The 24,889-nt window shown below is 72.4% G+C and carries 27 protein-coding genes and 1 tRNA gene; 22 read left to right on the top strand and 6 right to left on the bottom strand.

Annotation, left to right across the window (positions count from 1 at the left end; genetic code table 11):
• Positions 1 to 94 precede the first annotated feature (94 nt).
• From AB0E19_RS24520 to AB0E19_RS24510, 3 genes are all read left to right on the top strand, one after another.
• Positions 95 to 511: a YciI family protein gene (locus AB0E19_RS24520; protein ID WP_362184045.1), complete on the top strand. Its 417-nt coding sequence runs from the start codon at positions 95 to 97 to the stop codon at positions 509 to 511.
• Between the two features lie 178 nt (positions 512 to 689).
• Positions 690 to 2,849 (top strand): TerD family protein, encoded by a 2,160-nt coding sequence (locus tag AB0E19_RS24515; RefSeq protein WP_362184279.1) that lies wholly within the window; start codon positions 690 to 692, stop codon positions 2,847 to 2,849.
• Positions 2,850 to 2,994: 145 nt separating this feature from the next.
• On the top strand, positions 2,995 to 3,282 hold the full coding sequence (locus AB0E19_RS24510; protein ID WP_043224790.1) for a metal-sensitive transcriptional regulator: 288 nt from the start codon (positions 2,995 to 2,997) through the stop codon (positions 3,280 to 3,282).
• A gap of 108 nt (positions 3,283 to 3,390) precedes the next feature.
• Here the strand turns inward: AB0E19_RS24510 and wrbA are convergent, their stop codons facing one another.
• Positions 3,391 to 3,999 (bottom strand): NAD(P)H:quinone oxidoreductase, encoded by a 609-nt coding sequence (wrbA, locus tag AB0E19_RS24505; RefSeq protein ID WP_362184040.1) that lies wholly within the window; start codon positions 3,997 to 3,999, stop codon positions 3,391 to 3,393.
• Between the two features lie 168 nt (positions 4,000 to 4,167).
• Here wrbA and AB0E19_RS24500 point away from each other — a divergent pair, with 168 nt between their 5' ends.
• From AB0E19_RS24500 to AB0E19_RS24480, 5 genes are all read left to right on the top strand, one after another.
• Positions 4,168 to 4,851 (top strand): TetR/AcrR family transcriptional regulator, encoded by a 684-nt coding sequence (locus AB0E19_RS24500; protein WP_362184037.1) that lies wholly within the window; start codon positions 4,168 to 4,170, stop codon positions 4,849 to 4,851.
• 83 nt (positions 4,852 to 4,934) lie between these two features.
• A complete protein-coding gene (locus AB0E19_RS24495) occupies positions 4,935 to 5,510 on the top strand; it encodes an alpha/beta hydrolase (protein ID WP_362184034.1) in 576 nt (191 codons plus the stop codon).
• A 10-nt stretch (positions 5,511 to 5,520) separates the two neighbouring features.
• The gene (pip, locus tag AB0E19_RS24490) at positions 5,521 to 6,516 is read left to right on the top strand and encodes a prolyl aminopeptidase (RefSeq protein WP_362184031.1); all 996 of its coding nucleotides are present in this window, start codon (positions 5,521 to 5,523) and stop codon (positions 6,514 to 6,516) included.
• A 183-nt stretch (positions 6,517 to 6,699) separates the two neighbouring features.
• Positions 6,700 to 7,338, top strand: a complete 639-nt coding sequence (locus AB0E19_RS24485) for an HhH-GPD-type base excision DNA repair protein (protein ID WP_362184028.1) — start codon at positions 6,700 to 6,702, stop codon at positions 7,336 to 7,338.
• 115 nt (positions 7,339 to 7,453) lie between these two features.
• Positions 7,454 to 9,004, top strand: coding sequence for a M28 family metallopeptidase (locus AB0E19_RS24480; RefSeq protein WP_362184025.1), 1,551 nt, complete (start codon positions 7,454 to 7,456; stop codon positions 9,002 to 9,004).
• 15 nt (positions 9,005 to 9,019) lie between these two features.
• On the opposite strand, the gene AB0E19_RS24475 is transcribed toward AB0E19_RS24480, so the two are convergent.
• Positions 9,020 to 10,744, bottom strand: a complete 1,725-nt coding sequence (locus tag AB0E19_RS24475; RefSeq protein ID WP_362184022.1) for a helicase HerA-like domain-containing protein — start codon at positions 10,742 to 10,744, stop codon at positions 9,020 to 9,022.
• A 96-nt stretch (positions 10,745 to 10,840) separates the two neighbouring features.
• Here AB0E19_RS24475 and AB0E19_RS24470 point away from each other — a divergent pair, with 96 nt between their 5' ends.
• Both AB0E19_RS24470 and AB0E19_RS24465 read left to right on the top strand, forming a co-directional pair.
• The gene (locus AB0E19_RS24470; protein WP_003999914.1) at positions 10,841 to 11,137 is read left to right on the top strand and encodes a type II toxin-antitoxin system VapB family antitoxin; all 297 of its coding nucleotides are present in this window, start codon (positions 10,841 to 10,843) and stop codon (positions 11,135 to 11,137) included.
• 115 nt (positions 11,138 to 11,252) lie between these two features.
• Positions 11,253 to 11,882 carry a LytR C-terminal domain-containing protein gene (locus AB0E19_RS24465; protein ID WP_362184019.1) on the top strand — a complete coding sequence of 210 codons (630 nt, stop codon included), beginning with the start codon at positions 11,253 to 11,255 and terminating at the stop codon, positions 11,880 to 11,882.
• Positions 11,883 to 11,912: 30 nt separating this feature from the next.
• On the opposite strand, the gene upp is transcribed toward AB0E19_RS24465, so the two are convergent.
• A complete protein-coding gene (gene upp, locus AB0E19_RS24460; RefSeq protein WP_360604471.1) occupies positions 11,913 to 12,548 on the bottom strand; it encodes a uracil phosphoribosyltransferase in 636 nt (211 codons plus the stop codon).
• A gap of 92 nt (positions 12,549 to 12,640) precedes the next feature.
• Between upp and AB0E19_RS24455 the strand changes: the two genes are divergently transcribed.
• The 5 genes from AB0E19_RS24455 (at position 12,641) to AB0E19_RS24435 (ending at position 14,826) form a co-directional block, all read left to right on the top strand.
• On the top strand, positions 12,641 to 12,859 hold the full coding sequence (locus tag AB0E19_RS24455) for a hypothetical protein (protein ID WP_362184015.1): 219 nt from the start codon (positions 12,641 to 12,643) through the stop codon (positions 12,857 to 12,859).
• 198 nt (positions 12,860 to 13,057) lie between these two features.
• A complete protein-coding gene (locus AB0E19_RS24450; protein WP_362184012.1) occupies positions 13,058 to 13,606 on the top strand; it encodes a hypothetical protein in 549 nt (182 codons plus the stop codon).
• Complete coding sequence (tadA, locus tag AB0E19_RS24445) at positions 13,606 to 14,082, top strand: tRNA adenosine(34) deaminase TadA (protein ID WP_360604465.1); 477 nt, start codon at positions 13,606 to 13,608, stop codon at positions 14,080 to 14,082. Before AB0E19_RS24450 ends, tadA begins: the two co-directional genes overlap by 1 nt.
• A gap of 55 nt (positions 14,083 to 14,137) precedes the next feature.
• A tRNA-Ser gene (locus AB0E19_RS24440) sits at positions 14,138 to 14,225 on the top strand.
• 436 nt (positions 14,226 to 14,661) lie between these two features.
• Positions 14,662 to 14,826, top strand: a complete 165-nt coding sequence (locus AB0E19_RS24435) for a hypothetical protein (RefSeq protein ID WP_360604463.1) — start codon at positions 14,662 to 14,664, stop codon at positions 14,824 to 14,826.
• 15 nt (positions 14,827 to 14,841) lie between these two features.
• On the opposite strand, the gene AB0E19_RS24430 is transcribed toward AB0E19_RS24435, so the two are convergent.
• Complete coding sequence (locus AB0E19_RS24430; RefSeq protein WP_362184007.1) at positions 14,842 to 16,755, bottom strand: transposase; 1,914 nt, start codon at positions 16,753 to 16,755, stop codon at positions 14,842 to 14,844.
• Between the two features lie 271 nt (positions 16,756 to 17,026).
• Here AB0E19_RS24430 and AB0E19_RS24425 point away from each other — a divergent pair, with 271 nt between their 5' ends.
• The 4 genes from AB0E19_RS24425 to AB0E19_RS24410 all read left to right on the top strand — a co-directional run bounded on the left by AB0E19_RS24425 (position 17,027) and on the right by AB0E19_RS24410 (position 20,489).
• Positions 17,027 to 17,320 (top strand): Dabb family protein, encoded by a 294-nt coding sequence (locus AB0E19_RS24425; protein WP_362184004.1) that lies wholly within the window; start codon positions 17,027 to 17,029, stop codon positions 17,318 to 17,320.
• A gap of 251 nt (positions 17,321 to 17,571) precedes the next feature.
• A complete protein-coding gene (locus AB0E19_RS24420) occupies positions 17,572 to 18,420 on the top strand; it encodes an RNA polymerase sigma factor SigF (RefSeq protein ID WP_362184001.1) in 849 nt (282 codons plus the stop codon).
• 237 nt (positions 18,421 to 18,657) lie between these two features.
• Positions 18,658 to 19,581: an RNA polymerase sigma factor SigF gene (locus AB0E19_RS24415; RefSeq protein ID WP_362183998.1), complete on the top strand. Its 924-nt coding sequence runs from the start codon at positions 18,658 to 18,660 to the stop codon at positions 19,579 to 19,581.
• Positions 19,582 to 19,643: 62 nt separating this feature from the next.
• Positions 19,644 to 20,489, top strand: a complete 846-nt coding sequence (locus AB0E19_RS24410) for a hypothetical protein (protein WP_362183995.1) — start codon at positions 19,644 to 19,646, stop codon at positions 20,487 to 20,489.
• Here AB0E19_RS24410 and AB0E19_RS24405 read toward each other — a convergent pair.
• Positions 20,476 to 21,432, bottom strand: a complete 957-nt coding sequence (locus AB0E19_RS24405; protein WP_362183992.1) for an oxidoreductase — start codon at positions 21,430 to 21,432, stop codon at positions 20,476 to 20,478. The two genes, AB0E19_RS24410 and AB0E19_RS24405, sit on opposite strands and share 14 nt — an antisense overlap.
• Before the next feature lie 202 nt (positions 21,433 to 21,634).
• Here AB0E19_RS24405 and AB0E19_RS24400 point away from each other — a divergent pair, with 202 nt between their 5' ends.
• Complete coding sequence (locus AB0E19_RS24400) at positions 21,635 to 22,288, top strand: TetR family transcriptional regulator (protein ID WP_362184276.1); 654 nt, start codon at positions 21,635 to 21,637, stop codon at positions 22,286 to 22,288.
• A gap of 71 nt (positions 22,289 to 22,359) precedes the next feature.
• Here the strand turns inward: AB0E19_RS24400 and AB0E19_RS24395 are convergent, their stop codons facing one another.
• Positions 22,360 to 22,587, bottom strand: coding sequence for a hypothetical protein (locus AB0E19_RS24395; protein WP_362183989.1), 228 nt, complete (start codon positions 22,585 to 22,587; stop codon positions 22,360 to 22,362).
• Positions 22,588 to 22,769: 182 nt separating this feature from the next.
• On the opposite strand from AB0E19_RS24395, the gene AB0E19_RS24390 reads away from it, so the two are divergent.
• Positions 22,770 to 23,228 (top strand): MarR family transcriptional regulator, encoded by a 459-nt coding sequence (locus AB0E19_RS24390; RefSeq protein ID WP_362183987.1) that lies wholly within the window; start codon positions 22,770 to 22,772, stop codon positions 23,226 to 23,228.
• Between the two features lie 68 nt (positions 23,229 to 23,296).
• Positions 23,297 to 24,889 carry an MDR family MFS transporter gene (locus AB0E19_RS24385; protein ID WP_362183984.1) on the top strand — a complete coding sequence of 531 codons (1,593 nt, stop codon included), beginning with the start codon at positions 23,297 to 23,299 and terminating at the stop codon, positions 24,887 to 24,889.

Genomic DNA, 24,889 nt, shown 5'->3' with positions numbered 1-24,889 from the left:
TTCGTGATTCCGCCCGCGCGGTGTCGAGATCCGGGGGCCGGTTCCGACCCACCTTCGAGAGAGGTTCACACGACACGCACGTACGGAGGACACCATGAAGTACCTCGTGATGGTCCAGGGCTCGCACGCCGACTACGAGGCGATGTCCGGGCGCGGCTCGGCGCAGAGCCCGTCCTGGGACAAGGAGTCCCTGGCGGAGATGTTCGACTTCATGAACACGCTCAACAAGGAGCTTCTGGAGAGCGGCGAGATGCTCGACGGGCAGGGCCTGGCCGACCCGGGCGAGACCCGGCACGTCTCGCTGGACGCCGACGGCCGCCCGGTCGTGACGGACGGCCCGTACGCCGAGACCAAGGAGGTCCTGGCCGGCTACTGGGTCCTGGAGTGCGAGAGCCTCGACCGGGTGACGGAGATCGCCGCCCGCGTGGCCCGCTGCCCCCAGCCCGAGGGCGCCCCGGAGTACCCGGTCGTCATCCGCCGCATCGACGAGGCGGGCCCTTCGCAGGACTGAGTCCGGAGCGCCGCGGTACCGAGACGGCGAGACGGCGGCGGCTTCACGCAGCCCCCTCCGCAGGGGGCTGCGTGATCGTCCGAATTTCACATTCTCTCCCCGACTCCTTGGTGCGGACGCTACGGTTCCCCAGGGTGTACATCACTTCACAGAGAGTCCGGGGGGACGCGTGCACGAGCTGCCCAAGGGAGCCAATATCGGCCTTTCCTCGCTGAGCGAGGACACGGGGTCGGTGATCGTCGGGTTGAGCTGGAGCAGCGCGGCGGGAGACGGCGACGCCGACGTCTCGGTGCTGCTCCTCGACGGCGGCGGCAAGGTGCGCAGCGACGCGGACTTCTACTTCTACAACCACCCGGCCGCGGAGGACGGCAGCGTCCAGTTGCTCGGCAAGGTCCCGACGGAGGACGGCAGCGAGGACCGGATCAGCCTGGACCTCACGGCGATCCCCGCGGAGGTCGAGCGGATCCTGGTGGCGGCCAGCCAGTACGGCGGCGCGTCCTTCGGCGATCTGAACGACCTGCGCCTCTCCCTGTCGGACAGGTCGGGGGAGGCCCTGCTCGGGTTCTCGATCACGGACGCCACGGTCGAGACCGCGTTCATCTTCGGAGAGCTCTACCGGCGCCACGACGAGTGGAAGTTCCGGGCGGTCGGGCAGGGGTACGAGACCGGGCTCTCGGGACTCGCCACCGATTTCGGCATCGACATCGCCGAGGAAGAGGAGGGGGCCGTCCCGGAAGAGGAGGGCGGCGTCCCGGCCGGGGCTGGGGCCGTCCCGGCCGTCGACGGCGGGATCCCCGCCCAGCCCACCTCCTCGCCGCACGACACCCCCGGCTCCGGCTCCGGCCCGTCGGACGGCCTCTCCACCCCGTCGGACGGCCTCTCCGCCCCGTCGTCCTCGTCGCCCGGCGGCTCCCCTTCGGGGTCCACCGCACCATCGGGGACCGCCGCTCCCGCGGAGTCCTCCGACGGGCAGCCCGCGGCGGGGAGTCGCCGCGGGACGAGGACCGCCAAGAAGAAGGTGACCCTTCCACGGACCGCCAAGAAGTCCCTGGCGGAGAACGACTCGTGGAAGCCCGCGCGGCTCTTCCCGGTGCCGTCCTACAAGAGCGACCGGGAACGCGAGGTGCGGGCGACGTCCGTGCTGCTCTCGGTCATGGCCGAGGTTCCGGAGTTCGGCCGTCGGCTGACCGCGGGGTTCGGCGCCCCGGCGGGCCGGATGCAGACCTTCACCGAGGTGTCCCTGCCGCACGGCGACACTCCGAAGCGGCCCGACGGCGTCATCCGGGTGGAGCGGGCCGGCAAGCTCTGGACCGCGCTCGTGGAGACGAAGACCAACGGCAATCCACTGAAGTCCGAGCAGGTCCAGAACTACATGGACATCGCCGCGCGGCGGGGGTACGAGGCAGTCGTCACGCTCTCGAACGACGTGGCGCTGGAGGGGACTCCGCTCGTCGAGGTGAAGACGGACGGCCGGCGCAAACACAAGGTCTCGCTCTGGCACCTGTCCTGGGCCGAGGTGGCCCACCAGGCGCAGATGCTGATCCGCCACGAGGGCGTGGGGAACGCGGCGCACGTCTGGCTGCTCCAGGAACTGCTCCACTACCTCCAGCACGAGAACTCCGGCTGCCACGGCTTCCAGAACATGGGAGCCAGCTGGGTCCCGGTGCGCAACGGCATCGACGACGAGACGCTCGGCCAGGGCGACCCGCGCGCCGTGGAGGTGGTGGAGAGCTGGGAACGCCTGATCCGGCAGGTGTGCCTGCGGCTCGGTGGCGAGCTCGGCCAGAAGGCCCTTCCCGTGCAGCGCGCGCAGCGGGGCACGGACCCGAAGTCACGGCGCGCGGCGCTCGCCGACCGGCTCTGCGAGGAGGGCAAGCTCGTCGCGGAGCTGCGTATCGACGGAGCGCAGTCCGTCCTGTCGATCACGGCGGACCTCCGGACCGGAAGGATCCGGACGTCGGTCGACGTCCCCGCTCCCACCGGCGGGTATCCGCTGTCGGTCGCGAAGCGGCTCGTCCGCGCCCTGGAGGCCGCACCGGCCGACCTCCACGTCGAGACCCTCGTGGAAGGCCGGACGGGACCCCGCGGGACCCTGGAACGCCTGCGGCCCGAACCCGCCGACCTGCTGCCGAAGGACGGCGCGGCCATGGCGGGCTTCCGCCTCTCGCTCTTCAAGGGGATGGGGAACACCCGCGGCGCCGCCGAGTCCGGTTTCATCCGGAGCGTCGACGATGCCGTCGACCGGTTCTACGGCTCCGTCGTCGCCCACATCGGCCCGTTCGAGCAGCGGCGGCCGTCACGGGCGAAGAGCGCCGCCGGGAGCGCCGAGGCCGGCTGAGGCCTCCGTGTTCCCTCGGGGCCCGGCCGTCGGGAGCCGGATCGCCGGGCGGGGGGAATGGTCGGGGTGGGTGTCATCCTTGGGGGTGATGGATCCCCGTGGTGGGGGTCGGGCTGCCCCCTGGGGTATCTGCTGAGGAGTGGTTGTGGAACTCGATCTCGCGGGCGCGGAGCTCAAGGCCGTGCTGAACCGGCTGCGCCGGGCGCAGGGCCAGATCTCCGGGGTGATCCGGATGATCGAGGAGGGGCGCGACTGCGAGGAGGTCGTGACGCAGCTGGCGGCGGCCTCGCGGGCGCTGGACCGGGCCGGGTTCGCGATCATCGCGACGGGGCTCCAGCAGTGCCTGACCGAGATGGAGAACGGGAAGCGGGACGGCGAGGACCCGGACAAGATGCGGGCCCGGCTGGAGAAGCTGTTCCTGTCGCTGGCCTGAGCCGGCACACACTGGCCTGAGCCGGCACACCGGCCTGAGCCGGCACACACACGAAGGGCGCGCCCCGGTGGAGTCTTCCGCCGGGGCGCGCCCTTCGTGTGCGCCGGGTCAGTCGACCGCCAGGCCCTTGAGGCGCTTGGCGATCGTGGTGAGGCGGGTGCCCTGGTAGCGGGCGGCGGCCAGGACGTTCTCGGCGGGGGCGCCGTTGGCGGCGGGGTGGGCGGTGCCGTAGGGGTTGCCGCCGGCCGCGTAGACGGCCGGGTCCGTGAAGCCGGGGGAGACGATGACCGAGCCCCAGTGGTGGAAGGTGTTGTAGAGGGCGAGCAGCGTGGACTCGTTGCCGCCGTGGAGGTTGTGCGCGCTGGTGAAGGCGGTGGCGGGCTTGTCCGCCAGGACGCCGCGCTGCCACAGGCCGCCGGTGGTGTCCACGAACTGCTTGAGCTGGGCCGCCACGTTTCCGAAGCGGGTCGGCGAGCCGAGCGCGTACGCGTCCGCCCACTCCAGGTCGTCGAGGGTGGCGAGCTCGACGCCGGTGGTGGCGTCGACGTGGGCGCGCCAGGCGGGGTTGGCGTCGATCGCGGCGTCCGGCGCCAGCTCGGGCACGCGGCGCAGGCGCACCTCGGCGCCGGCCTTCTCCGCGCCCTCGGCGACGGCCTGGGCGAGCTGGTGCACGGCACCGGTGGACGAGTAGTAGACGACGGCGACCTTGACGGACATGACGGGCTCCTCGCACACGACGACAACCGAGGGAAGGGTAATCGGATTGGTTTCCGGTTAGCCGTTCCGAGGTTAAGCGGATAGCGATCCGCTTTGCAAGGGGGGCGGGTATGCTCGAAGGACGGGGACATCGACGACGGGGGCGCGACGAAGGGCAGGAACGGGCCGATGAGCACGAGAACACCGGGCACGCCGGAAGCCGACGGCGACGGGCCCGCGCGGCTGCTCACCGTGCTGCCGACCGGCCCCGCCGCCGGGCCGCACGCCGGTCCCGGCACCGGCCCCGCGCCCGTCTCCGAGCGCGCCGACGCCGCCCGCAACCGCCGCCGGATCCTCGACGCCGCCGCCCGGATCGTCGCCGAGCAGGGCCCCGACGCCGTCACCATGAACCAGGTCGCCCACGCCAGCGGCATCGGCGTCGGCACCGTCTACCGCCGCTTCGGCGACGTCTCCCAGCTGCTGTGGGCGCTCCTCGACGACCGCGAGCGGCAGTTCCAGGAGGCGTACATGAGCGGGCCGCCGCCGCTCGGCCCCGGCGCCCCCGCCGACGAGCGGCTCGACGCCTTCCTCGACGCGCTCGTCGACCGCGTCGCGGAGCAGCGCCCCCTCCTGCTCGCCGCCCACTCCGCCGCGCCCCGCGCCCGCTACCACAGCGGCGCCTACCAGGTCATGCACACGCACGTGGCGATGCTGCTCTCCCGGATCCGGCCCGGCGGCGACTCCGCCCTCCTCGCCCACCTCCTCCTCGCGCCCTTCTCGCCGGACCTGATGCACCACCTCGCGGTGGAGCAGGCCCTGCCCGCCGAGCGGGTCAAGGCGGGCGTACGGGAGCTGCTCACCCTGCGGGCGTAGGCGACCCGCCGCGCGCGTACGGGCCCCCGTCCAGTCCTCGGAATCCTCTGGACCGGCGGGCCCGCGCGCCTCACCATCGCCGCATGACCACCACGCCGAAGACCTTCCTCATCCTCCACGGCTTCGAGAACCACCGGCCCGTCGGCCACTGGCAGCACTGGCTCGCCGGGGAGCTGCGGGCCCGTGGGCACGAGGTCCGCTATCCGCAGCTGCCCGAGCCGGACGCGCCCGTCCTCGACGACTGGCTCGCCGCCCTCGACGAGCACGGGAAGCGGCCGGCCGAGGGCGAGTTCGTCGTCCTCGCGCACAGCCTCTCCGTCCTGCTCTGGCTGCGGGCCGGCGGGCGGCGGCCCGAGGCCGACCGGGTGCTGCTCGTCGCCCCGCCCTCCCCCGGCGTCACCGCCGGCATCCCGGAGATCGCCGCCTTCGCCGAGGGGCTCGACCTCGCCGAGGAGGGGGTGACGGCCCGGCTCGTGTACGGGGACGGGGACACGTACTGCCCCGAGGGCGCCGACCTGCACTACGGCACCCCGCTCGGCCTGGACCTCGACCTCGTCGCGGGCGGCGGCCACCTCACCCCCGACAGCGGCTTCGGGCCCTGGCCCGCCGTGCTGCGCTGGTGCGAAAACCCCGAGGCCCGGATCAGCGGCGCCGCGTAGCGTCGGACGGATGCGATCCGATACGCCTCCGCCTCCGCCGCCGCCGTCCGCCGCCCCCGTCCCCGTCCCGTACGAGAGCGGGCTGCTCGACGTCGGGGACGGCAACCGCGTCCACTACGCGGTGTACGGGAACCCGGACGGCAAGCCCGCGCTCGTCGTGCACGGCGGGCCGGGCTCCGGGTCCTCCCCCACCGCGCCCCGGCTCTTCGACCCGGAGAAGTACCGGGTCGTCCAGTTCGACCAGCGCGGCTGCGGGCGGTCCCTCCCGCACGCGAGCGACCCGGCCGCCGACCTCTCCGTGAACACCACCGCCCACCTGGTCGCCGACATGGAGCTGCTCCGCGTCCACCTGGGGATCGACCGCTGGCTGCTGTACGGCGGCTCCTGGGGCTCGACGCTGATCCTGGCGTACGCGGAGGCGCACCCGGAGCGGGTGAGCGAGATCGTCATCGCCGCCGTCACCACCACCCGGCGCTCCGAGACCGCCTGGCTGTACGAGGGCGTCGGGCGCTTCTTCCCCGAGGCGCACGAGCGGTTCCGGGCCGGCGTGGACGGCGCGGAGGACCTGGTGGGGGCCTACGCGGCCCGGATGAACCACCCCGACCGGGCGGTCCGGGAGCGGGCGGCGGCCGACTGGTGCGCCTGGGAGGACGCCGTCCTGTCGATGGAGGGTATGGGGACCCCGTACACCGACCGCGTCGACGACACCCGGCTCGGCTTCGTCCGGATCTGCTCGCACTACTTCGCCCACGGCGCCTTCCTGGAGGAGGGCGCCCTGATCAGGGACGCGCACCGGCTCGCCGGCATCCCCGGGGTGCTGGTCCACGGGCGGCTCGACATGGGCGGGCCGCTCACCACCGCCTGGGAGCTCTCCCGCGCCTGGCCGGACGCCGAGCTCCACGTGGTCGAACAGGCCGGCCACCTCGGCGGCGGCGAGACCCGGCGGCTGATCGTCGAGGCCCTGGAGCGCTTCGCGGACGCCCGAGCCCCGCGCGCGGACGCCTGAGCAGGGGCTCCTCGGGGCAGGCGCCGCGCCGATTTCCGGGCGGCTCCGGGCCGGCTCCGGGCCGGCTCCGGGCCGATTCCGGGCCGATTCCGGGCCGATTCCGGGCCGATTCCGGGCCGATTCCGGGCCGGCTCCGGGCGGCTCCGCCGGGCGCCCGGACCCGCCCGGCGGGATCATCGGAACATGAGCCCCGAGATCCACCTCGCCCAGCGGCCCGAGGCCGACGCGCTCCTCGGGCGGTCGCCGCTCGCCGCGCTCGTCGGGATGCTGCTCGACCAGCAGGTCCCGATGGAATGGGCCTTCTCCGGCCCGTACACCATCGCCGAACGCATGGGCCGGGACGACCTGGACGCGCACGAGATCGCCGCCCGGGACCCCGAGGCCTTCGCCGCGCTGCTCTCGGAGAAACCGGCCGTGCACCGCTACCCGGGGTCCATGGCGCAGCGGATCCAGCAGCTGTGCCGGTACCTCGTCGAGGAGTACGACGGCGACGCCGAGGCCGTCTGGCGGACCGCCGGCAGCGGCAAGGAGCTGCTCGCGCGGCTCCAGGCGCTGCCCGGCTTCGGGAAGCAGAAGGCGCAGATCTTCCTCGCCCTGCTCGGCAAGCAGTACTCCGTGCGGCCCACGGGCTGGCGGGAGGCGGCGGGCCCGTACGGCGAGCAGGGCGCGTACCGCTCGGCCGCCGACATCACCGGCCCCGCGTCGCTCGCGAAGGTCCGCGCCCACAAGCAGGAGATGAAGGCGGCCGCCAAAGCGGCGAAAGCCGCCAAGGGCACCTTGGGCGGCAAAGCCGCCAATGCCAGCAAAACTTCTGGGAATTGAGAATTCCAGATGTCAATCCTGTTCAAGCTGACATGAATTGCGCCGAACGTGTTCACAGAACGCCCTTCCGGTGGCTAACTTCCCCTCAACCTCATCCCCATCGGGAAGGACTTCTGTGAACGCAACCCAGCGTCGTACCGCGGCCATCCTCGCCGCGGCGGCCCTCGCCACCCCCCTGGTCCTCGCCTCTCCGGCCACCGCCGTGAAGGACCCCGCCGCCGCGCCCGCCCGGGACGCCGCGAAGCTGGCGAAGAAGCTGGTCCGGGAGACCACCGGCGCCGACGCCTTCAGGCACCTGCAGAAGTTCCAGGCGATAGCCGACTCGGCCGGCGGTCACCGCGCGGCCGGCTCCCTCGGCCACGACGCCTCGGCCGCGTACGTGTACGCGCAGCTCAAGAAGGCCGGCTACAACGTCTCGTACGAGAAGTTCGACTTCGTCTACACCGAGACCCTCGCCGAGAAGGCCTCCGTCCTCGGCGCCGCGCCCCGCGCGCTCGACGTCCGGGCGATGACCTACACCGAGTCCACCCCGGTCGGCGGCATCACCGCCGAGCTGGCGGCCGCCCCGCTCGACGCCGACGGTTCGGTCGGCTGCGAGCCGGGCGACTTCGCCGCCGGCTCCTTCACCGGCAAGATCGCCCTGATCAAGCGCGGTGTCTGCCCCTTCTCGACCAAGCAGCAGAACGCCGCCGCGGCCGGCGCCGTCGGCGCGATCGTCTACAACAACACCGCGGGCCTGCTCTCCGGCACCCTCGGCGCCGCGGACGCCGGCAAGATCCCGACCGCCGGCATCTCCCAGGCCGAGGGCGAGCAGCTCGTCGCCGACCTCGCCAAGGGCCCGGTGAACCTCTCCTACGAGATCCGCCAGCTCAAGGAGAAGCGCTCCACCAACAACGTCATCGCGGAGACCAAGGGCGGCAACGCCGCCAACACCGTGATGCTCGGCTCGCACCTCGACTCCGTCACCGCGGGCCCCGGCATCAACGACAACGGCTCCGGCTCCGCCGGTCTCCTCCAGGCCGCCCTGGAGCTCGCCGAGTCGAAGGAGAAGGTCCGCAACAAGGTCCGCTTCGCCTGGTGGTCCGCGGAGGAAAACGGCCTCCTCGGCTCCGACCACTACGTCGCCAACCTGACGGCGCTCGACAAGAAGGAGATCAAGCTCTACCTCAACTTCGACATGATCGCCTCGCCGAACTACGGCCTGTTCGTGTACGACGGCGACAACTCGGACGGCGTCGGCGAGGGCGCGGGCCCCGAGGGCTCCGCGCAGCTGGAGCGGGACATCACCGACTTCATGGACCGGCGCGGACTCCCGCACGAGGGCACCGACTTCAGCGGCCGCTCGGACTACGGCCCGTTCATCAAGGCCGGCATCCCCTCCGGCGGCACCTTCACCGGCGCCGAGGGCATCAAGACCCCCGCGCAGGCGGCCAAGTTCGGCGGCGAGGCGGGCGTCGCCTACGACGTGAACTACCACGCCGAGGGCGACGACATCACCAACGTCAACCGCGAGGCCTTCGACGCCAACATCGACGTCATCGCCAACGCCGTCGGCACCTACGCCCACGACATCTCCTCGCTGCGCCGGCCGGTCGTCTCCGAACCGACCACGGGCGAGGGCAGCGACGGCGGTCTGCACGACGACCACCACGAGGTCACCCGGTAGGTCCCGCCCGGGGCCTCACCTGCGGCGGCGGGCCGTCCCGAAGATCGAGCGGCCGATCTCCCGGCCCAGCTGGGTGCCGATCGAGCGCGCCAGGGACCTGAACATCCCGCTGCCGACGACCTGTTCGACGAGCGAGGGCTCCTCTTCGGGGGCCCTCGCTCGTGTCGTTCCGGCCGCCTCCGCCTCCGCCTTCTGCTTGGGCTTCGCGGCCTCCGCCGTGCGCGCCTCCTCGTCCGCCGCCAGGCGCTCGTACGCCGACTCCCGGTCCACCGCCTGCGCGTACCGTCCGTACAGCGGCGAGCCCTGCACCGCCGCGTCGAGCGCGGCCGGGCCGACCGGCCCCATCAGCGACTCGGGCGCCCGCAGCCGGGTCGCCGCCACCGGCGTCGGCGCGCCCCGCTCGCTCAGTACGGTGACCACCGCCTCGCCCGTACCGAGCGAGGTGAGCACCTCCTCCAGGTCGTACGCCGACTCCGGGAAGGTCCGCACCGTCGCCTTCAGGGCCTTGGCGTCGTCCGGGGTGAAGGCGCGCAGCGCGTGCTGCACCCGGTTGCCGAGCTGGGCGAGGACGTCCGCCGGCACGTCCTTCGGGGTCTGGGTCACGAAGAAGACGCCGACGCCCTTGGAGCGGATCAGCCGGACCGTCTGCGTGATCGACTCCAGGAAGGCCTTCGACGCGTCCTCGAAGAGGAGATGGGCCTCGTCGAAGAAGAAGACCAGCTTCGGCTTCTCCAGGTCCCCGACCTCCGGCAGGTCGTGGAAGAGGTCCGCGAGCAGCCACATCAGGAAGGTCGAGAAGAGCTGCGGCTGCCGCTGTACGGCCGGCAGCTCCAGGACCGAGACGGTGCCCCGCCCGTCCGGCGCGGTCTTCAGGAACTCGGCGGTGTCGAACTCCGGCTCCCCGAAGAAGCCGCCCGCGCCCTGCTGCTCGAAGGCGGTCAGGGCGCGCAGGATGACCCCGGCGGTCACCGTCGAGAGGCCGCCGATCCCCTTCAGCTCGGGCTTGCCGACGTCCGAGACGAGGAAGGCGACCACCGCGCGCAGGTCCTTGAGGTCCACCAGCTCAAGGCCCTTGGCGTCCGCGTAGTGGAAGATCAGGCCGAGGGACTGCTCCTGCGTCCGGTTCAGCTGGAGCACCTTGGAGAGCAGCACCGGGCCGAAACTGGTGACCGTGGCGCGGATCGGGATGCCGGGGCCGAGGCCGCCGAGGCCGTAGAAGGCGCAGGGGAAACCGGTGGGCGTCCACTCCTGGCCGACCTGCGCGGCCCGCTCCCGCACCTTCGCGCCGTCCTCGCCGGGGGCGCCGACGCCCGAGACGTCGCCCTTGACGTCGGCGAGGAAGACCGGGACGCCGTGGGCGGAGAGCTGTTCGGCGATCAGCTGGAGGGTCTTGGTCTTGCCGGTGCCGGTGGCGCCGGCGACGAGACCGTGCCGGTTGAGGACGGGCAGCGGGACGCGTACGGGCGCGTCCGGGTGGCAGGCCCCGTCCCACAGCACGGCGCCCAGGTCGAGCGCGGGGCCCTCGAAGGCGTACCCGGCCGCGATCTCCGCGACGGGACCGGGAAGCGCGGCCCGCCCGGGCGCCGCCGGCTCCGGTGCAGCCGGCTCCGGTGCCGTCTGCTCCGGTGCGGCCTGCTCCGGTGCCGCCTGCTCCGGTGCCGCCGGCTCGGGCGTGGTGCGCTCCGCCGTGGCGCGCTCCGGCGCGGCCTGCCCGGACTCCTGCTGCTCCGCCTCGCCCATGCGGCACCCCAATGTCGGTTATGTCATGGTCTGTGACAGCATCCCATCGGTTCCGCGTGGCTGCGCCGGGGACCGCTCGCCCGGTAGGCTTTCCGTGTGATCTTCAAGCGCATCGGAAACGGCCGGCCGTATCCCGACCACGGCCGGGAAAGCACCCGGCAGTGGGCGGACGTCGCCCCGCGCCCGGTCCGCCTCGACCAGCTCGTCACCACCAAGGGCCAGCTGGACCTGGAGACCCTGCTCGCCGAGGACTCCACCTTCTACGGCGACCTCTTCGCGCACGTCGTGAAGTGGCAGGGCGACCTGTACCTCGAGGACGGACTGCACCGCGCCGTCCGCGCGGCCCTCCAGCAGCGCCAGGTGCTCCACGCGCGCGTGCTCGAACTGGACTGACGTCACCGCCGGGGACCCCGCGCGCTGATCCTTTCGGGGGCAGTTCGCGCCCATCCGGCCGTGATCACATGATCATCAAGTAGGCATCGCGCACGGGCGGCATTACGCTGCGCCCATGAGCATGCTCACTCCCCCCGGCATGGGCGGAAAGTACCGCATCACGGGGGATGTCTACCCGCGCATGCGCCGACCCCACCGCCGGCGCAGGATCGTCCTGGCCTCGGCCGCCGCGGTGGTCGTGCTCGGCGCGGCCGGCTGGGGCACGCTCCAGCTCGTCGACGTCTTCTCCGGCGGCGACGACACCCGGCAGAGCGCCGCCGGCAAGCAGGCCGACTGCAAGCCCGCGCCCACCCCGAGCGCCACGGCCGCGGCGAAGCCGCCGAAGCCCGCGCAGGTCACGGTGAACGTCTACAACGCGACCCCGCGCAAGGGACTCGCCAAGGCCACCGCCGACGAGCTCAAGAAGCGCGGCTTCGCCATCGGCAAGATCGGGAACGCGCCCGCCGCCTACGACAAGAAGGTGCCCGGCGCCGGACTGCTGCTCGGCGCCCCGGCCGCCTCCAAGGGCGCCTTCGCCGTCCTCGGCACCCAGCTGACCGGTGCCACGACGAAGGTCGACGCCCGCACCACGGCGGACGTCGACCTGATCATCGGTACGGCCTTCAAGACCCTGTCGCCCAAGGCGACGGCGGACGCGGCGCTCGTGGCCCTCGCCAAGCCCAAGCCCGCGCCGACCCGCTGCTGAGGCGTGGGGCGCCGCTGAACCCCGAAGGGTCTACTCGGCGGCGCCGTACATGCGGTCACCGGCGTCGCCCAGGCCCGGGACGATGTAGCCGGCCTCGTTGAGCCGCTCGTCGACCGAGGCCGTCACGACCGTCACCGGCGTGCCGGCGAGCTCGCGCTCCATGACCTCGACGCCCTCCGGGGCGGCGAGGAGCACCACGGCCGTCACGTCGTCCGCGCCGCGCCGGATCAGCTCCTGGATCGCCGCGACCAGCGTGCCGCCGGTCGCCAGCATCGGGTCGAGCACGTACACCTGGCGGCCCGAGAGGTCCTCCGGCATCCGGGTGGCGTAGGTCGACGCCTCCAGCGTCTCCTCGTTCCGGATCATGCCCAGGAAGCCGACCTCGGCCGTCGGGAGCAGCCGCACCATGCCGTCGAGCATGCCGAGCCCGGCGCGCAGGATCGGGACGACCAGCGGACGCGGGTACGACAGCTTCACGCCGCTCGTCGGCGTGACCGGGGTCTCGATGTCGACCCGCTCGGTCCGCACGTCCCTGGTCGCCTCGTAGGCGAGCAGGGTGACCAGCTCGTCGGCGAGCCGGCGGAAGGTCGGGGAGTCCGTGCGCTTGTCGCGCAGGGTGGTGAGCTTGTGGGCGACCAGCGGGTGATCGACGACGTGGAGACGCATGACCCCACAGTAGCCCGCCGCGCACTGGCACCGACCCACGCCGCTGCGGCAAGGTGGGAGCACAGGGACCCAGTGATGGGGTGGTGTGGCCGATGCCCGACCCGAAGAACACGTCCGGCCGGCTCCGGGGCGACACGGAGCCCCGGCCGCCGGAACCGCAGCCGGAGACCGACGCGGAGCGCCGCAGGCGCCGCGCCCAGTTCCTCCGCGAGCTCGGCGAGGCGAAGGCGCTGCGCGACCGGGTCCAGCCCCGGCGCGCCCGGGCGGCCCGGATGAGACAGGCGATGCGCATGCGCACCTTCCGTTGGTGAGGCCCCTGGCCACGGCCGATGCGCCCCCTCCGTGCGCCGGGGTCGTACGCCCACCCGAACGCGGTGTGGTTCAGACTGATGCACGACGCAAGAGCCGAAGACCTCTCCTGAGGCCGTCGTTTCTGTCACGATGCCGATTGGGCGGGGCTCAGGAGCGCGCCGCCGGATCATCACACCTCTGATCAGTGGGAGAGTCAGGTGTACTTCGCCGCACTGCTCGCGCGCACCGAAGACGGGTGGGAAGCGAGCGATACGGAGCTCGACGACGTGGAGACGCTGGCGGACCTGGCCGAGCTGGCCCGTGAGGCGGCGGCCGACGAAGGGGAGACCGTCCTCGTCTTCATCGAGCAGGAGGACGCGTGGTTCGGCGTCGTCCGCGTCGACGGAGAGGACGACCCCCGGGTCTACGTCTCCCACGCGGCGGCCGCGGCCCGCTCCTCGTACGGGGAGATCCTCACCTCGGAACTGCTCGGCGACGACGACCCGGACAGCGAGCTGGACGAGCTGGACAAGCTCGCGGACCTGGACGGCACCGAGGACGGCGAGCCGGAGCACGCTGCCGACGGGGACGAGGACGACGCCTCCGCCGGCAGCGCCGGCATCGCGCCGGCCGGCCCGCTCGGCGACGGCCGGATCCTCGCCGACCTCGGCATGCCGGAGCGGACCCTGCTCGGGCTGACCGAGGACGCCCTCGGGGAGATCGCCGACGCCATCGGCGCCTCCGAGATCCTGGAGGCCGTCCGCTAGTGCCGACCGCGGTACCCGGCCCCGTGCCGGACTCCTGGCGGGACGCCATGCGTCTCGCCCTCGCCGAGGCCGACGCGGCCGTGCCGGCCGGTGACGTACCGGTCGGCGCGGTCGTGCTCTCCCCGTCCGGCGAGGTCCTCTCCCGCGGCCACAACGAGCGGGAGGCGACCGGCGATCCGACCGCACACGCCGAACTCCTGGCGCTGCGCCGGGCCGCCGCCGCCACCGGCGAGTGGCGGCTGACCGGCTGCACCCTCGTGGTGACCCTGGAGCCCTGCGTGATGTGCGCGGGCGCGCTCGTCCAGTCCCGCGTCGAGCGGGTCGTCTACGGCGCCGACGACGAGAAGGCGGGCGCCGCCGGCTCCCTCTGGGACCTCGTCCGCGACCGCCGTCTCAACCACCGCCCGGAGGTCGTCCGCGGGGTCCTCGGCGAGGAGTGCGCCGAGCTGCTGACCGCCTTCTTCCGCGCCCGCTGACCTGCGCGGGGATACGGATTTCTTGGCTGGGCGACTTTGGGCTAAGCTCTCTCTCGGTAGCGTGTCCGAGCGGCCGAAGGAGCTCGCCTCGAAAGCGAGTGTGGGGAAACTCACCGAGGGTTCAAATCCCTCCGCTACCGCCAGAACGAAGGGCCCGACGCGAAAGCGCCGGGCCCTTCGGCGTTCCCCGTTCCGCGCCGCCGGACCGCGCGGGGGACACGACGAAGGGCCCTGGCGCATCGCCAGGGCCCTTCGTCGTGCCGCCCACGTCCCGCCCTGACGTTGGGACGGGGGGAGCGGCATCGGGGGGACAAGCCGCTCCCCCCGATGAGAACCGGTCCGGCAAGCCCTGCGCCGCAGTCAGGGGGGAAGCTCGCGGCGCGGACCCCGCAGTGCGGGCCGGTTCCATGTGCCCTGCGGATTCCTGCCAGATCCGCCGGGCTCGACATCCATCCTGCTCCCCGTACCCCCTTCCGGGGGACGGCGAAAGACCCCGAACGCAGGGCCCTTGGTCCATAAAGGCTCGGTTAGAGTGGCCACCGCCCAGGCGGGGTCACGGTACGGGGAGGGGAGGGGCCGATGTCCCAGGCGAGGAAAGTCGCGGTCTACGCGTTCGGGGTCTTCGTGCTGTACGCGATCATCACGGCCCCCGACCGGTCCGCCGAGCTGGTCCAGATAGGCTTCGAGGGCCTTTCCAGCGCCGCCAAGGGTGTCGGAGAGTTCATGACCGAACTCATCAACTAAGACTTGGTCCGTCCTTCACCAAGGGGTGAGCTGTGGACTGCACGCGGGGCGGGGTCCGGGCTTTCCGGCGTGGTCGCGCGCGGGGCGCGTCTCATCCGGGGTCGCTCGGTCCCGCCGTCCGGCGGTTGGGGAAGCAGAGGCCCCGTGCTGACGCGGGACTGCCACGCGACCAGCAGCCCGAGGGCTGTTCTGGCACGGTGTGGTTGACTTCCACAGCGCTTCTTCCAGCGCTTCTGTGGATGTGATCTGTGCGTTCCGGGACGCGGTGGTGTCCAGGAACGCGGTCTTGGGGTCGTCCATGTCGGTGAAGCGGACGAACGCGGCCAGTGCGGCGGACACGAGGTCACGCTTGCCGACGAGGCCGCACGCTATGCACTTGTGCTCACGGTCCCGCAGCGTCTTGGGTGCGCGCTCGCCGCACATGCAGTGCTGGGACAGGGCGGTGGACCAGGTGGAGGCCCGTACGAGCCCTCCTCCGGCGGCCTTGCACTCGATCTCCAGGGCGGAGATGAGCATGCCGGGTGTGGTCTGGGCCAGGCGTTTACCCCACAGCCGGTACCAGGTGCGGATGTCGCAGTCCTCCACCACCAGCACGGGGCCGTGGACGGCGATAATCTCCCGCGCTACGAGGCGGGCGCGGTGGCGCCGGTACTCGGCAGCACCGGCGGCGGCTTCGGCCTGGCGGGCGCGCAGCTCCCGGTAGCCGGCGGACAGCCGGTCATGGCGGAACGCCTGCTTCGGTACCCCGTCGACGCGGGAGGCGCGGGCACCACCCGGTACCGTCACGGACTTGGACGTCAGCCCCTGGGCGGCGCGGCGTTCGGCGCGCTGCCGCTGCCGCTTCGACAGCCCGTATTGGGCAGTGTTCGTGGCCCGGCGGGAACGCTCCAGGGCTCGCGTCCGGCCGCGCCGCTTCCTCTCCTCCCTCTCCAGCCGCGCCCGTTCCTGGTCGGTCAGCACAATCTCCGAGGATGCCGGGGCGCCGTCGGCGGGGTCCAGGGTGGCGGGGAAGGAAACGACGGACAGGTTGGCGACGTTGCCGTCCACCCCGCCGACCCGGTCCAGCCCGGCGGCCTCGGCGCGCATGGCACGAACCGCCGGGGAGGCGTAACCGGGGCCGAGGACCATCATGTGCGCCTCGTACACCCAGCCCCCCGGCGCGGACGCCTTGCGGCGGCGGACGAGATCCACCTTGTGCCAGTGCGCGTCGGCTTCGAGGAAGTGCCGTACGCGGTCCTCCTGGCCAGGGCCCTGGGGGATGCGGACGGGCAGGACGAGGTCACCGCGCCTGCCGTCCGGGCCGCCCGCGAACACCACGGCGAGGGGTCCGGTGTGGTCCCACCAGGTCGCCCTGCGCGTGCCCCTGCCGGTGGGGATCCGGCCGTCCGGCTGTGCCGGCGTCGGCATCCGGCGCGGCTGCGTCAGGTCGCGCTGTCCACCGCCGGTGTAGGCCGTCATGTGCCCGGCCAGGGTGCCGACGAGGCGGAATGTCTCCCACTTGCGTTCGGCGGTGTGGGAGCGGGCGCGGCCCGGAATCCGGGTGAAGTCGTGCCACCGCCCGACCTTGGGACGGCCGTTACGGTGGCCGGTTGCGTCCGGGAAGAGGTGCCGCTGTACGCCGTTCCACACCTCATCGGCCATGTGCAGAGCAAGGGCCTTGGACACGTGGTGCTCGAGGTGGCCGGAGCGGTCCAAGTGCCGGTACGCACACCGCTCCAGCGCCTCGCGTGAAAGGCCGAGGCGCTGCCGGACGGCCTTCGCACCATGGGTGTCGCGTTCGCGCTCGGCGGCCCAGTAGGCGTCGACCCTTGCGCGGGCGTCGCGCTGAACGGCCCGCTTGACCGACCACATCGCCCCGAACAACTTCCCCAGCCGGACAAGATCGGCCGGATCGGCGACGGCCAGCGGCAGCACCACCACCGACACCATCCCGTCATCGGGCCTGGTCCACCTCGGGGCCTTGTTCTTCCCCCGGAACTTCTTCGGCACCTGGACCGCCCGCACCGCGATCCCCCCCAGCCGTAAACGAGCCGACCTCAGGCAAATTACGTGATAAGTCCGACGATGGGAAAAGAATCGGAAATAGAGTGATAATCATTCAGGAATCCTGGCCCTGCAGACGCCTGGCGGACGGCCGCAACGGCATCGTCGGCTTCCGTGCCACCATGGCCAACAAACGGAACAAGCCTAAGGAGCCCTCGTGATCCGCCATCTGGTCCTCTTCAAGCTCGACGAGGGTGTCGAGCGGGACGAGCCGCGCGTCGTCGCCGGCGTCGAGGCCTTCCGCGCCCTCGGCGGGCAGATCCCCGAGCTGCGCTTCTGGGAGTGCGACTGGAACGTGTCGGAGCGGCCGATCGCCTACGACTTCGCGATCAACTCGGCCGTGGAGGACCTGGAGGCGCTCCAGCGGTACCTCGACCACCCGGCGCACCAGGCGGGCGTCGCGCTCTGGCGCGAGTTCTCCACCTGGGTGATCGCGGACTACCCCTTCTAGGTCCCCCTCAGGGCCGTTCGGCCCCGTACGCCTTCGAGACCCCCCGCCGTCCGGGCGGGGGGTCTCGCGCGTTTCCGCCCATCACGCCTCTGGCCTCCGCTTTTTGCTCCACCATGCCCTCAACACGTGGTTATGCGGTGCTTGCACACAGTGGACATGTCTTGTGATGCTATGACCGCTTTTGACGGATGAGTTGACCGTAGTTGAACGACCAGTCGACCAGCTACACCAGCCAAAGGGGTGGCGTGAACGTGCCGGCCAGTACAGCGCCTCAGGTCCCGCCCCAGCACGAGGGGGGCGAAGCCCCGGAGACCCCCCGGCCCCGGGACCGGAGCAGCCGCGGCGCCGACACCAGGGCGCTCACCCAGGTGCTCTTCGGGCAGCTCAAGAACATGGAACCGGGCACCCCCGACCACGACCGGGTGCGCGGGGCGCTCATCGAGGCCAACCTGCCGCTCGTGCGCTACGCGGCGGCCCGCTTCCGCTCGCGCAACGAGCCGATGGAGGACGTCGTCCAGGTCGGCACCATCGGCCTGATCAACGCGATCGACCGCTTCGACCCGGACCGGGGCGTGCAGTTCCCGACCTTCGCCATGCCGACCGTGGTCGGCGAGATCAAGCGGTACTTCCGCGACAACGTCCGCACCGTGCACGTGCCGCGCCGGCTCCACGAGCTGTGGGTGCAGGTGAACGGCGCCACCGAGGACCTGACGACCGCGCACGGCCGCTCCCCCACCACCGCCGAGATCGCCGAGCGGCTGCGGATCGGCGAGGACGAGGTGCTCGCCTGCATCGAGGCCGGACGGTCGTACCACGCCACCTCGCTGGAGGCGGCACAGGAGGGCGACGGGCTGCCCGGACTGCTCGACCGGCTCGGCTACGAGGACCCCGCGCTCGCCGGCGTCGAGCACCGCGACCTGGTCCGGCACCTGCTCGTCCAGCTGCCCGAGCGGGAGCAGCGGATCCTGATGCTGCGCTACTACAGCAACTTGACGCAGTCTCAGATCAGTCAGGAGCTCGGGGTCTCGCAGATGCACGTGTCAAGGCTCCTCGCCCGCAGCTTCGCCCGGCTGAGATCCGCAAACAGAATCGAGGCATGACCGGAACGGGTAGACCGGTTCGGAGCAGTTCCACGGCGCCCCAATTGCCGTACACCCCTTGTTTCCTGCGGATATGCGCCCCCTCCTTGTCGACAAGTCACTACAGCGTGTTGCCGACATGTGACATTCTGCTGGGGACGCGTTTGCCGCAGCCCCACGGCCGGTATTGAGGTGGAAGCTGCGTTCCTCCGATGGTCGCGGCCCCACCGCGACCGTCCGCGACCTCAAGGGGGTGGCATGTCCGCAGAACAGGGCAGCTCGAAGGTGCTCACGCTCACGCCCGTTCCGGTCCTCGTGTCCGAGCCGGTACCCACGCAGACGACGGCGACGACCGCGGCCGAGAGCGAAGCGCTCCTCCCCCCGGCACCCACCGTCGCCCCGGAAGCCCTCGACACCCGCACCCTCTCCCGCTCCCTGTTCCTGCGGCTGCGCGCCCTCGACGCCGTGGGCGCCGCGGCGGACAGCCCGGAGCGCACCTACGTCCGCGACACCCTCATCGAGCTGAACCTCCCGCTCGTGCGGTACGCGGCGGCCCGCTTCCGCTCGCGCAACGAGCCGATGGAGGACATCGTCCAGGTCGGCACCATCGGCCTGATCAAGGCGATCGACCGCTTCGACTGCGAACGGGGCGTGGAGTTCCCGACGTTCGCCATGCCGACGGTCGTCGGCGAGATCAAGCGCTTCTTCCGCGACACCTCGTGGTCGGTGCGCGTCCCGCGCCGGCTCCAGGAGCTGCGGCTCGCGCTCACCAAGGCCAGCGACGAGCTCGCGCAGAAGCTCGACCGCTCGCCGACCGTGCCCGAACTCGCCGCCGTGCTCGGGGTGTCGGAGGAGGACGTCGTCGACGGCCTCGCGGTGGGCAACGCCTACACCGCATCCTCGCTCGACTCCCCGTCCCCGGAGGACGACGGCGGCGAGGGCTCCCTCGCGGACCGCCTCGGCTACGAGGACGCGGCCCTGGAGGGCGTCGAGTACCGCGAGTCGCTGAAGCCGCTGCTCGCCAAACTCCCGCCCCGGGAGCGGCAGATCATCATGCTCCGCTTCTTCGCGAACATGACCCAGTCGCAGATCGGCGAGGAGGTCGGCATCTCGCAGATGCACGTCTCGCGCCTGCTCACCCGCACCCTCGCACAGCTCCGCGAGGGCCTGATCTCCGACTGAGCAGCCGGCGGACTTCCGCGAATCCGCCCCTTGTTGACGTGATGTCAGCCACACTGGGGCGCATGAGCCGCAGGAAGCAGCCGGTACTCGTGGCGGTGGCGCTCTGCCTCGGCGGAGCGCTCACCGCGTGCGGAGGCGGAGGAGACGGCGAGGGATTCACGGCGGTCGGCGCCGGCCCCTCGCCCGGCGGCCCGGTCGCCCCCTCGGGCGCGGTCACCCTGGTCCCGCTGGACAGCCCCACGGCGAGCGGCACCACCTCCAGCACCTCGTCCCCGCCCCCGGCGCCGGACGCACCGCCGGACGGACCGGGGCCGTCACCGTCGCCCGGCACCGGTACGCATACGGGCGCGGGCGCGGGTCCGGGCGCCGGATCCTCCGGGTCCGGGTCGGCTTCCGGCGGGCGTACGGAACCGGGGGCGCCGCCCGGCGGCTCCTCCGGCGGAGGCTCGTCCGGCGGGGGCTCCTCGTCCGGCGGGACGGCGGCCCCGCCGCGTACCCCCGGCACCACGCCCGGCACACCCGGCACCACCGCCGCGCCGACCACCTCCCCCGCGCCCACCCCTCCCTCGCCCCGGCCCTCCACGCCGACGCCCGCGCCCGGGCCCGCCGTGCTCACGGTCTCCGCGCCGGTCACCGCCGACGGGGAGCGGCGCTGGTGCGAGCGGGTCACGGTGACCTTCCGGAACACCGGCGGCTCCCCCGCCACCTCCGGCACCGTCGGCTTCGAGACCCATGTCATCGGCGCGCTCGGCGTCGACTGGGGCGCGGTCACGACCACCCAGCCGCTGCCGGCCCCGATCGCCGCCGGGGCGGCGCGGAAGCAGACGTACACGGTCTGCCTGGAGTCCTGGCGGGTGCCGCTCGGCATGCGCGTCGAGACCCGCGAGGTGACCGCTAGCTGGCGGTGAGCCCGTACCGGACGCCCGTCAGCTCCTCGGAGAGGTCCCAGAGGCGGCGGCCCGTCTCCGGGTCGGCGGCCGTGGCGGAGGGTTCCACCCGGGTCGGGTGGCCGCGGAGCTCGCCGAGGCCGTCCGGGCCGATGAAGTCGCCGCCGGCCGCGTCCGGGGCGGTCGCCGCGTAGAGCTGGGGCAGGACGCCGCGCTCCGGGCGCTGGGCGAGCAGCGGGTTGCCGATCCGGCTGTAGAAGAACCGGGAGAAGCCGGTGATGTCCCGGGTCTGGAGGCCGGTCGCGGTGTAGCCGGGGTGGGCGAGGATGCTGCGGACCCCGCTGCCGACGGCGGTGAGCCGACGGTGCAGTTCGTGACCGAAGACCGCGTTGGCCAGCTTCGACCGGCTGTAGAAGGGCATCGGGGCGTAGTCGCGCGCGCCGGTGAGGGCGGCGGGGTCGGCGGGGTCGGCGAGGGGGAGGGTGCCCCGCCGGTGCATCAGCGAGCTGACCGTGACCACCCGGCCGTCGGCCGGCAGGCGGTCGAGCAGCAGGCCGGTGAGGGCGAAGTGGCCGAGGTGGTTGGCGGCGAACTGGAGCTCGTGGCCCTGGGCGCTCAGCGTGTGGGGCGGGCCCATGACGCCCGCGTTGTTCACGAGGACGTCGAGGCGCGGATGGTCGGCGCGCACGCCCTCGGCGAAGGCGCGCACCGAGTCGAGGTCGGCGAGGTCGACGCGGCGGACGGTCAGGAGGTCCGGGGGGACGCCGTCGGCGGTGAGCGCGGCGACGGTCCGCCGGCCCTTCTCCTCGTCCCTTACGGCGAGGATCACCCGGCCGCCCCGCAGGGCGAGGGCGCGGGTGGTCGCGAGGCCGAGGCCGCTGGTGGCCCCGGTGACGACGTGGATCCGGCCGGTGAGGTCCGGGATGGCGTCGGCGGTCCAGTGTGGGGTGCGCGTTCGACTCATGCGACACACATTGCCGTGCGTGTCACTCGGTGTCAAACATGGCGGGTGATGTCATGGACGTCACCGCGTTAGCATCGGTCGGGTGAGCACCCCATCCGCGTCCCGCACCCCGGCCCCCGCGCCCGGCGCCCCGGCCCCCGCCGCTCCCGTCCCGCGTGCCTCGACGCTCGCCCAGCGCAAGCGTCAGCTCGTCGCCACCGAGCTGACCGAGACCGCGCTCCAGCTCTTCGCGCACAAGGGCTTCGAGGCCGTCACCGTCGACGAGGTCGCGACCGCCGCCGGGGTCTCGAAGCGGACCTTCTTCCGCTACTTCGCCTCCAAGGAGGACGTGGTCGTCCAGTTCCTGGCCGGGATGGGCGCCGACATGCGGGCGGCGCTGGCCGCCCGGCCGGCCGGGGAGCGCCCCTCGGCCGCGCTGCTGCACGCGGTCTCCGTGCCGCTCGCCGCCTGCGGCGACCACCCCGAGCGGACCCTCCCCGTGGTCCGGCTGATCCTGGGGACGCCCGCGCTGTTCGCCCGCCTCCTGGAGCACGAGGCCGGCTGGCGGGAGGAGCTTGCCGCGGAGCTGGCGGCCCGGCTCGGGCTCGACCCGGCAGGCCTGTACCCGCCGCTCGCGGCGGGCATGGCGCTCACCGCCTTCGAGACGGTGCTCTCCCGGTGGAGCCAGGACGCGGGCAGCGGAAGCGGGAGCGGGGAGAACGGGGGCGCGGGGAGCGGAAGCGGGAGCGGGAGCGGGAGCGGGAGCGGGGAGAACGGGGGCGCGGGGAGCGGCGGGGGCCGGGGCGCCGATCCGCTCGCGCTGATCACCGAGGCCTTCGGGATCCTCGCCCCGGCGCTGGACGCCGTACAGGGGTGAGGAACGACGGAGGGGGCCGGTCCCGTACGGATACGGAACCGGCCCCCTCCGTCGTACCGGGGGAACGCGGGTCAGGAGACGGCGAGCCAGACGACCGCCGCCACCACCACGATCGCGCCGATCACGCCGGCGATCACGCCGAGGCGCGGGCCGCCCGCCGAGACGGTCGCGGCCTGCTGCGGCTGGTGCTGGGGGCCCTCGTCGACGAAGGCGCGGAACATCTGGGTGCTGCCGGCGGGGTCGTAGCCCTCGGGGCCCTGGGCGCCCTGGCCGTACGGTGCTTGCGGGTTGTGTGCCATGGGCCAGGACCCTAGCGAAAGCGGGGTGAAGGGCCCAAGCCCCGGCACCCCGCCGCACCCCGACCTCCACCTCGCCTCCGCTTTGCCGATTCTTTAGCACCGTTTGACCGATTTAGTTTGCCTGGAGCAACCATCCATCTTTATGGTTGCCCTAAGCAACAAGTTGGAAGGGGTGCGGTGCCGTGGAGCGTCTCGTGGAGCCGAACAGCAGCCGCTACGAGGATCTCGCCCGCGCCATCAGCGCGATCGGGGCCGTGAAGCGCGGCGTCGCCCGCGTCCTGCCCGGCGACTGCCAGGGCGGCGCCGCCGCCGTCCTCGCCATGCTCAAGCACCACGGGGACATGCGGACCAGCCGGCTGGCCGAGCTGATGGCCGTGGACATGTCCGTCTGCAGCCGCCACGTCGCGCACACCGTCTCGCGCGGCTGGGTCGAGCGGCTGCCCGACCCCGACGACGGGCGCTCCCGCATCCTGCGGCTGAGCCCCGAGGGCTTCGCGATGCTCACCGAGCTCGACCGCCGGGTGACCGAAGCCTTCACCCACTACCTCGCGGAGTGGTCCGACGACGACGTCGCACTGCTCACCACCCTGCTCGCCCGACTCCGCGACTCCTTCGGGGACTGCCGGGCCACCCACGCCTGACCACGCCGACCGCGCGTGAGCCTGCCCGACCACCCTGACCACGCTCGCAACCAGAGGAATCCCACTTCATGGCTACGACCACACCCGACACCGGTGTGCGGGGCGCCCCGGCCGCCGAGACCGGAGGCCCCGCGGCTCCGATGACACACCGTCAGATCATGGAGGCGCTCTCCGGGCTGCTGCTCGGCATGTTCGTCGCCATCCTCTCCTCGACGATCGTCTCCAACGCCCTCCCGCAGATCATCACCGACCTGGAGGGCGGCCAGTCCGCCTACACCTGGGTCGTCACCGCGACCCTGCTGTCGATGACCGCCACCACCCCGCTCTGGGGCAAGCTGGCCGACCTCTTCTCCAAGAAGCTGCTCATCCAGATAGCCCTGACCATCTACGTGGCGGGCTCGGTCGTCGCGGGTCTCTCCCAGTCCACCGGGATGCTGATCGCCTGCCGCGTGGTCCAGGGCATCGGCGTCGGCGGTCTCACCGCCCTCTCCCAGGTCATCCTCGCCGCGATGATCGCCCCCCGTGAGCGCGGTCGCTACAGCGGCTACCTCGGCGCGGTCTTCGCCGTCGCCACCGTCGGCGGCCCGCTGCTCGGCGGCGTCATCACCGACACCGAGTGGCTCGGCTGGCGCTGGTGCTTCTACGTCGGCGTGCCGTTCGCGCTGCTCGCCCTGGTCGTCCTGCAGAAGACCCTCAAGCTGCCGACCGTGAAGCGCGAGGTCAAGGTCGACTGGGCCGGCGCCTTCTTCATCAGCGCCGCCGTCTCCCTGCTCCTCGTCTGGGTCACCTTCGCCGGCGACAAGTACGACTGGATGTCCTGGCAGACCGCCGCCATGGTCGGCGGATCGGTCCTGCTCGGCGCGCTCTTCGTGCTCGTCGAGTCGAAGGCCTCCGAGCCGATCATCCCGCTGCGGCTCTTCCGCAACCGGACCATCACGCTCGCCTCGCTCGCCTCGCTCTTCGTCGGCGTCGCGATGTTCGCCGGCACGGTCTTCTTCAGCCAGTACTTCCAGCTGGCCCGCAACGAGTCGCCGACCATGTCCGGCGTCCTCACCATCCCGATGATCGCCGGCCTCTTCGTCTCCTCGACGGCCTCCGGCCTGATCATCACCAAGACCGGCCGCTGGAAGGCCTGGCTGATCAGCGGCGGCGCGCTCGCCGCCGCGGGCCTCGGCCTCCTCGGCACCCTGCGGTACGACACCCCGTACTGGCACATCGCCCTCTTCATGGCGGTGCTCGGCCTGGGCATCGGCATGATGATGCAGAACCTGGTGCTCTGCACGCAGAACCAGGTCGCCCCCGCCGACCTCGGCGCCGCCTCCTCCGTCGTCACCTTCTTCCGCTCCCTCGGCGGCGCGATCGGCGTCTCGGCGCTCGGCGCGGTCATGGCGCACCGGGTCACGGACTACGTGAAGGAGGGCATCGCGGAGCTCGGCCCGAAGGCCGCGTCGGCGATGGGCCAGGGCGGCCCCGGCGGCGCCATCCCCGACATGGACACGCTGCCCGCCCCGATCCGCACCGTCTTCGAGAGCGCGTACGGACACGGCGTCGGCGACGTCTTCCTCTACGCGGCGCCGTTCGCGCTGCTGGCCTTCCTGGTGACGCTCTTCATCAAGGAGGTCGCGCTGAAGAGCAGCACGGTCACGCCCGAGGAGGCGTAA

This window comes from Streptomyces sp. NPDC047974, from assembly GCF_040653375.1.
Taxonomy (GTDB): domain Bacteria; phylum Actinomycetota; class Actinomycetes; order Streptomycetales; family Streptomycetaceae; genus Streptomyces.
This window is presented reverse-complemented; position numbering and strand designations above follow the sequence as displayed.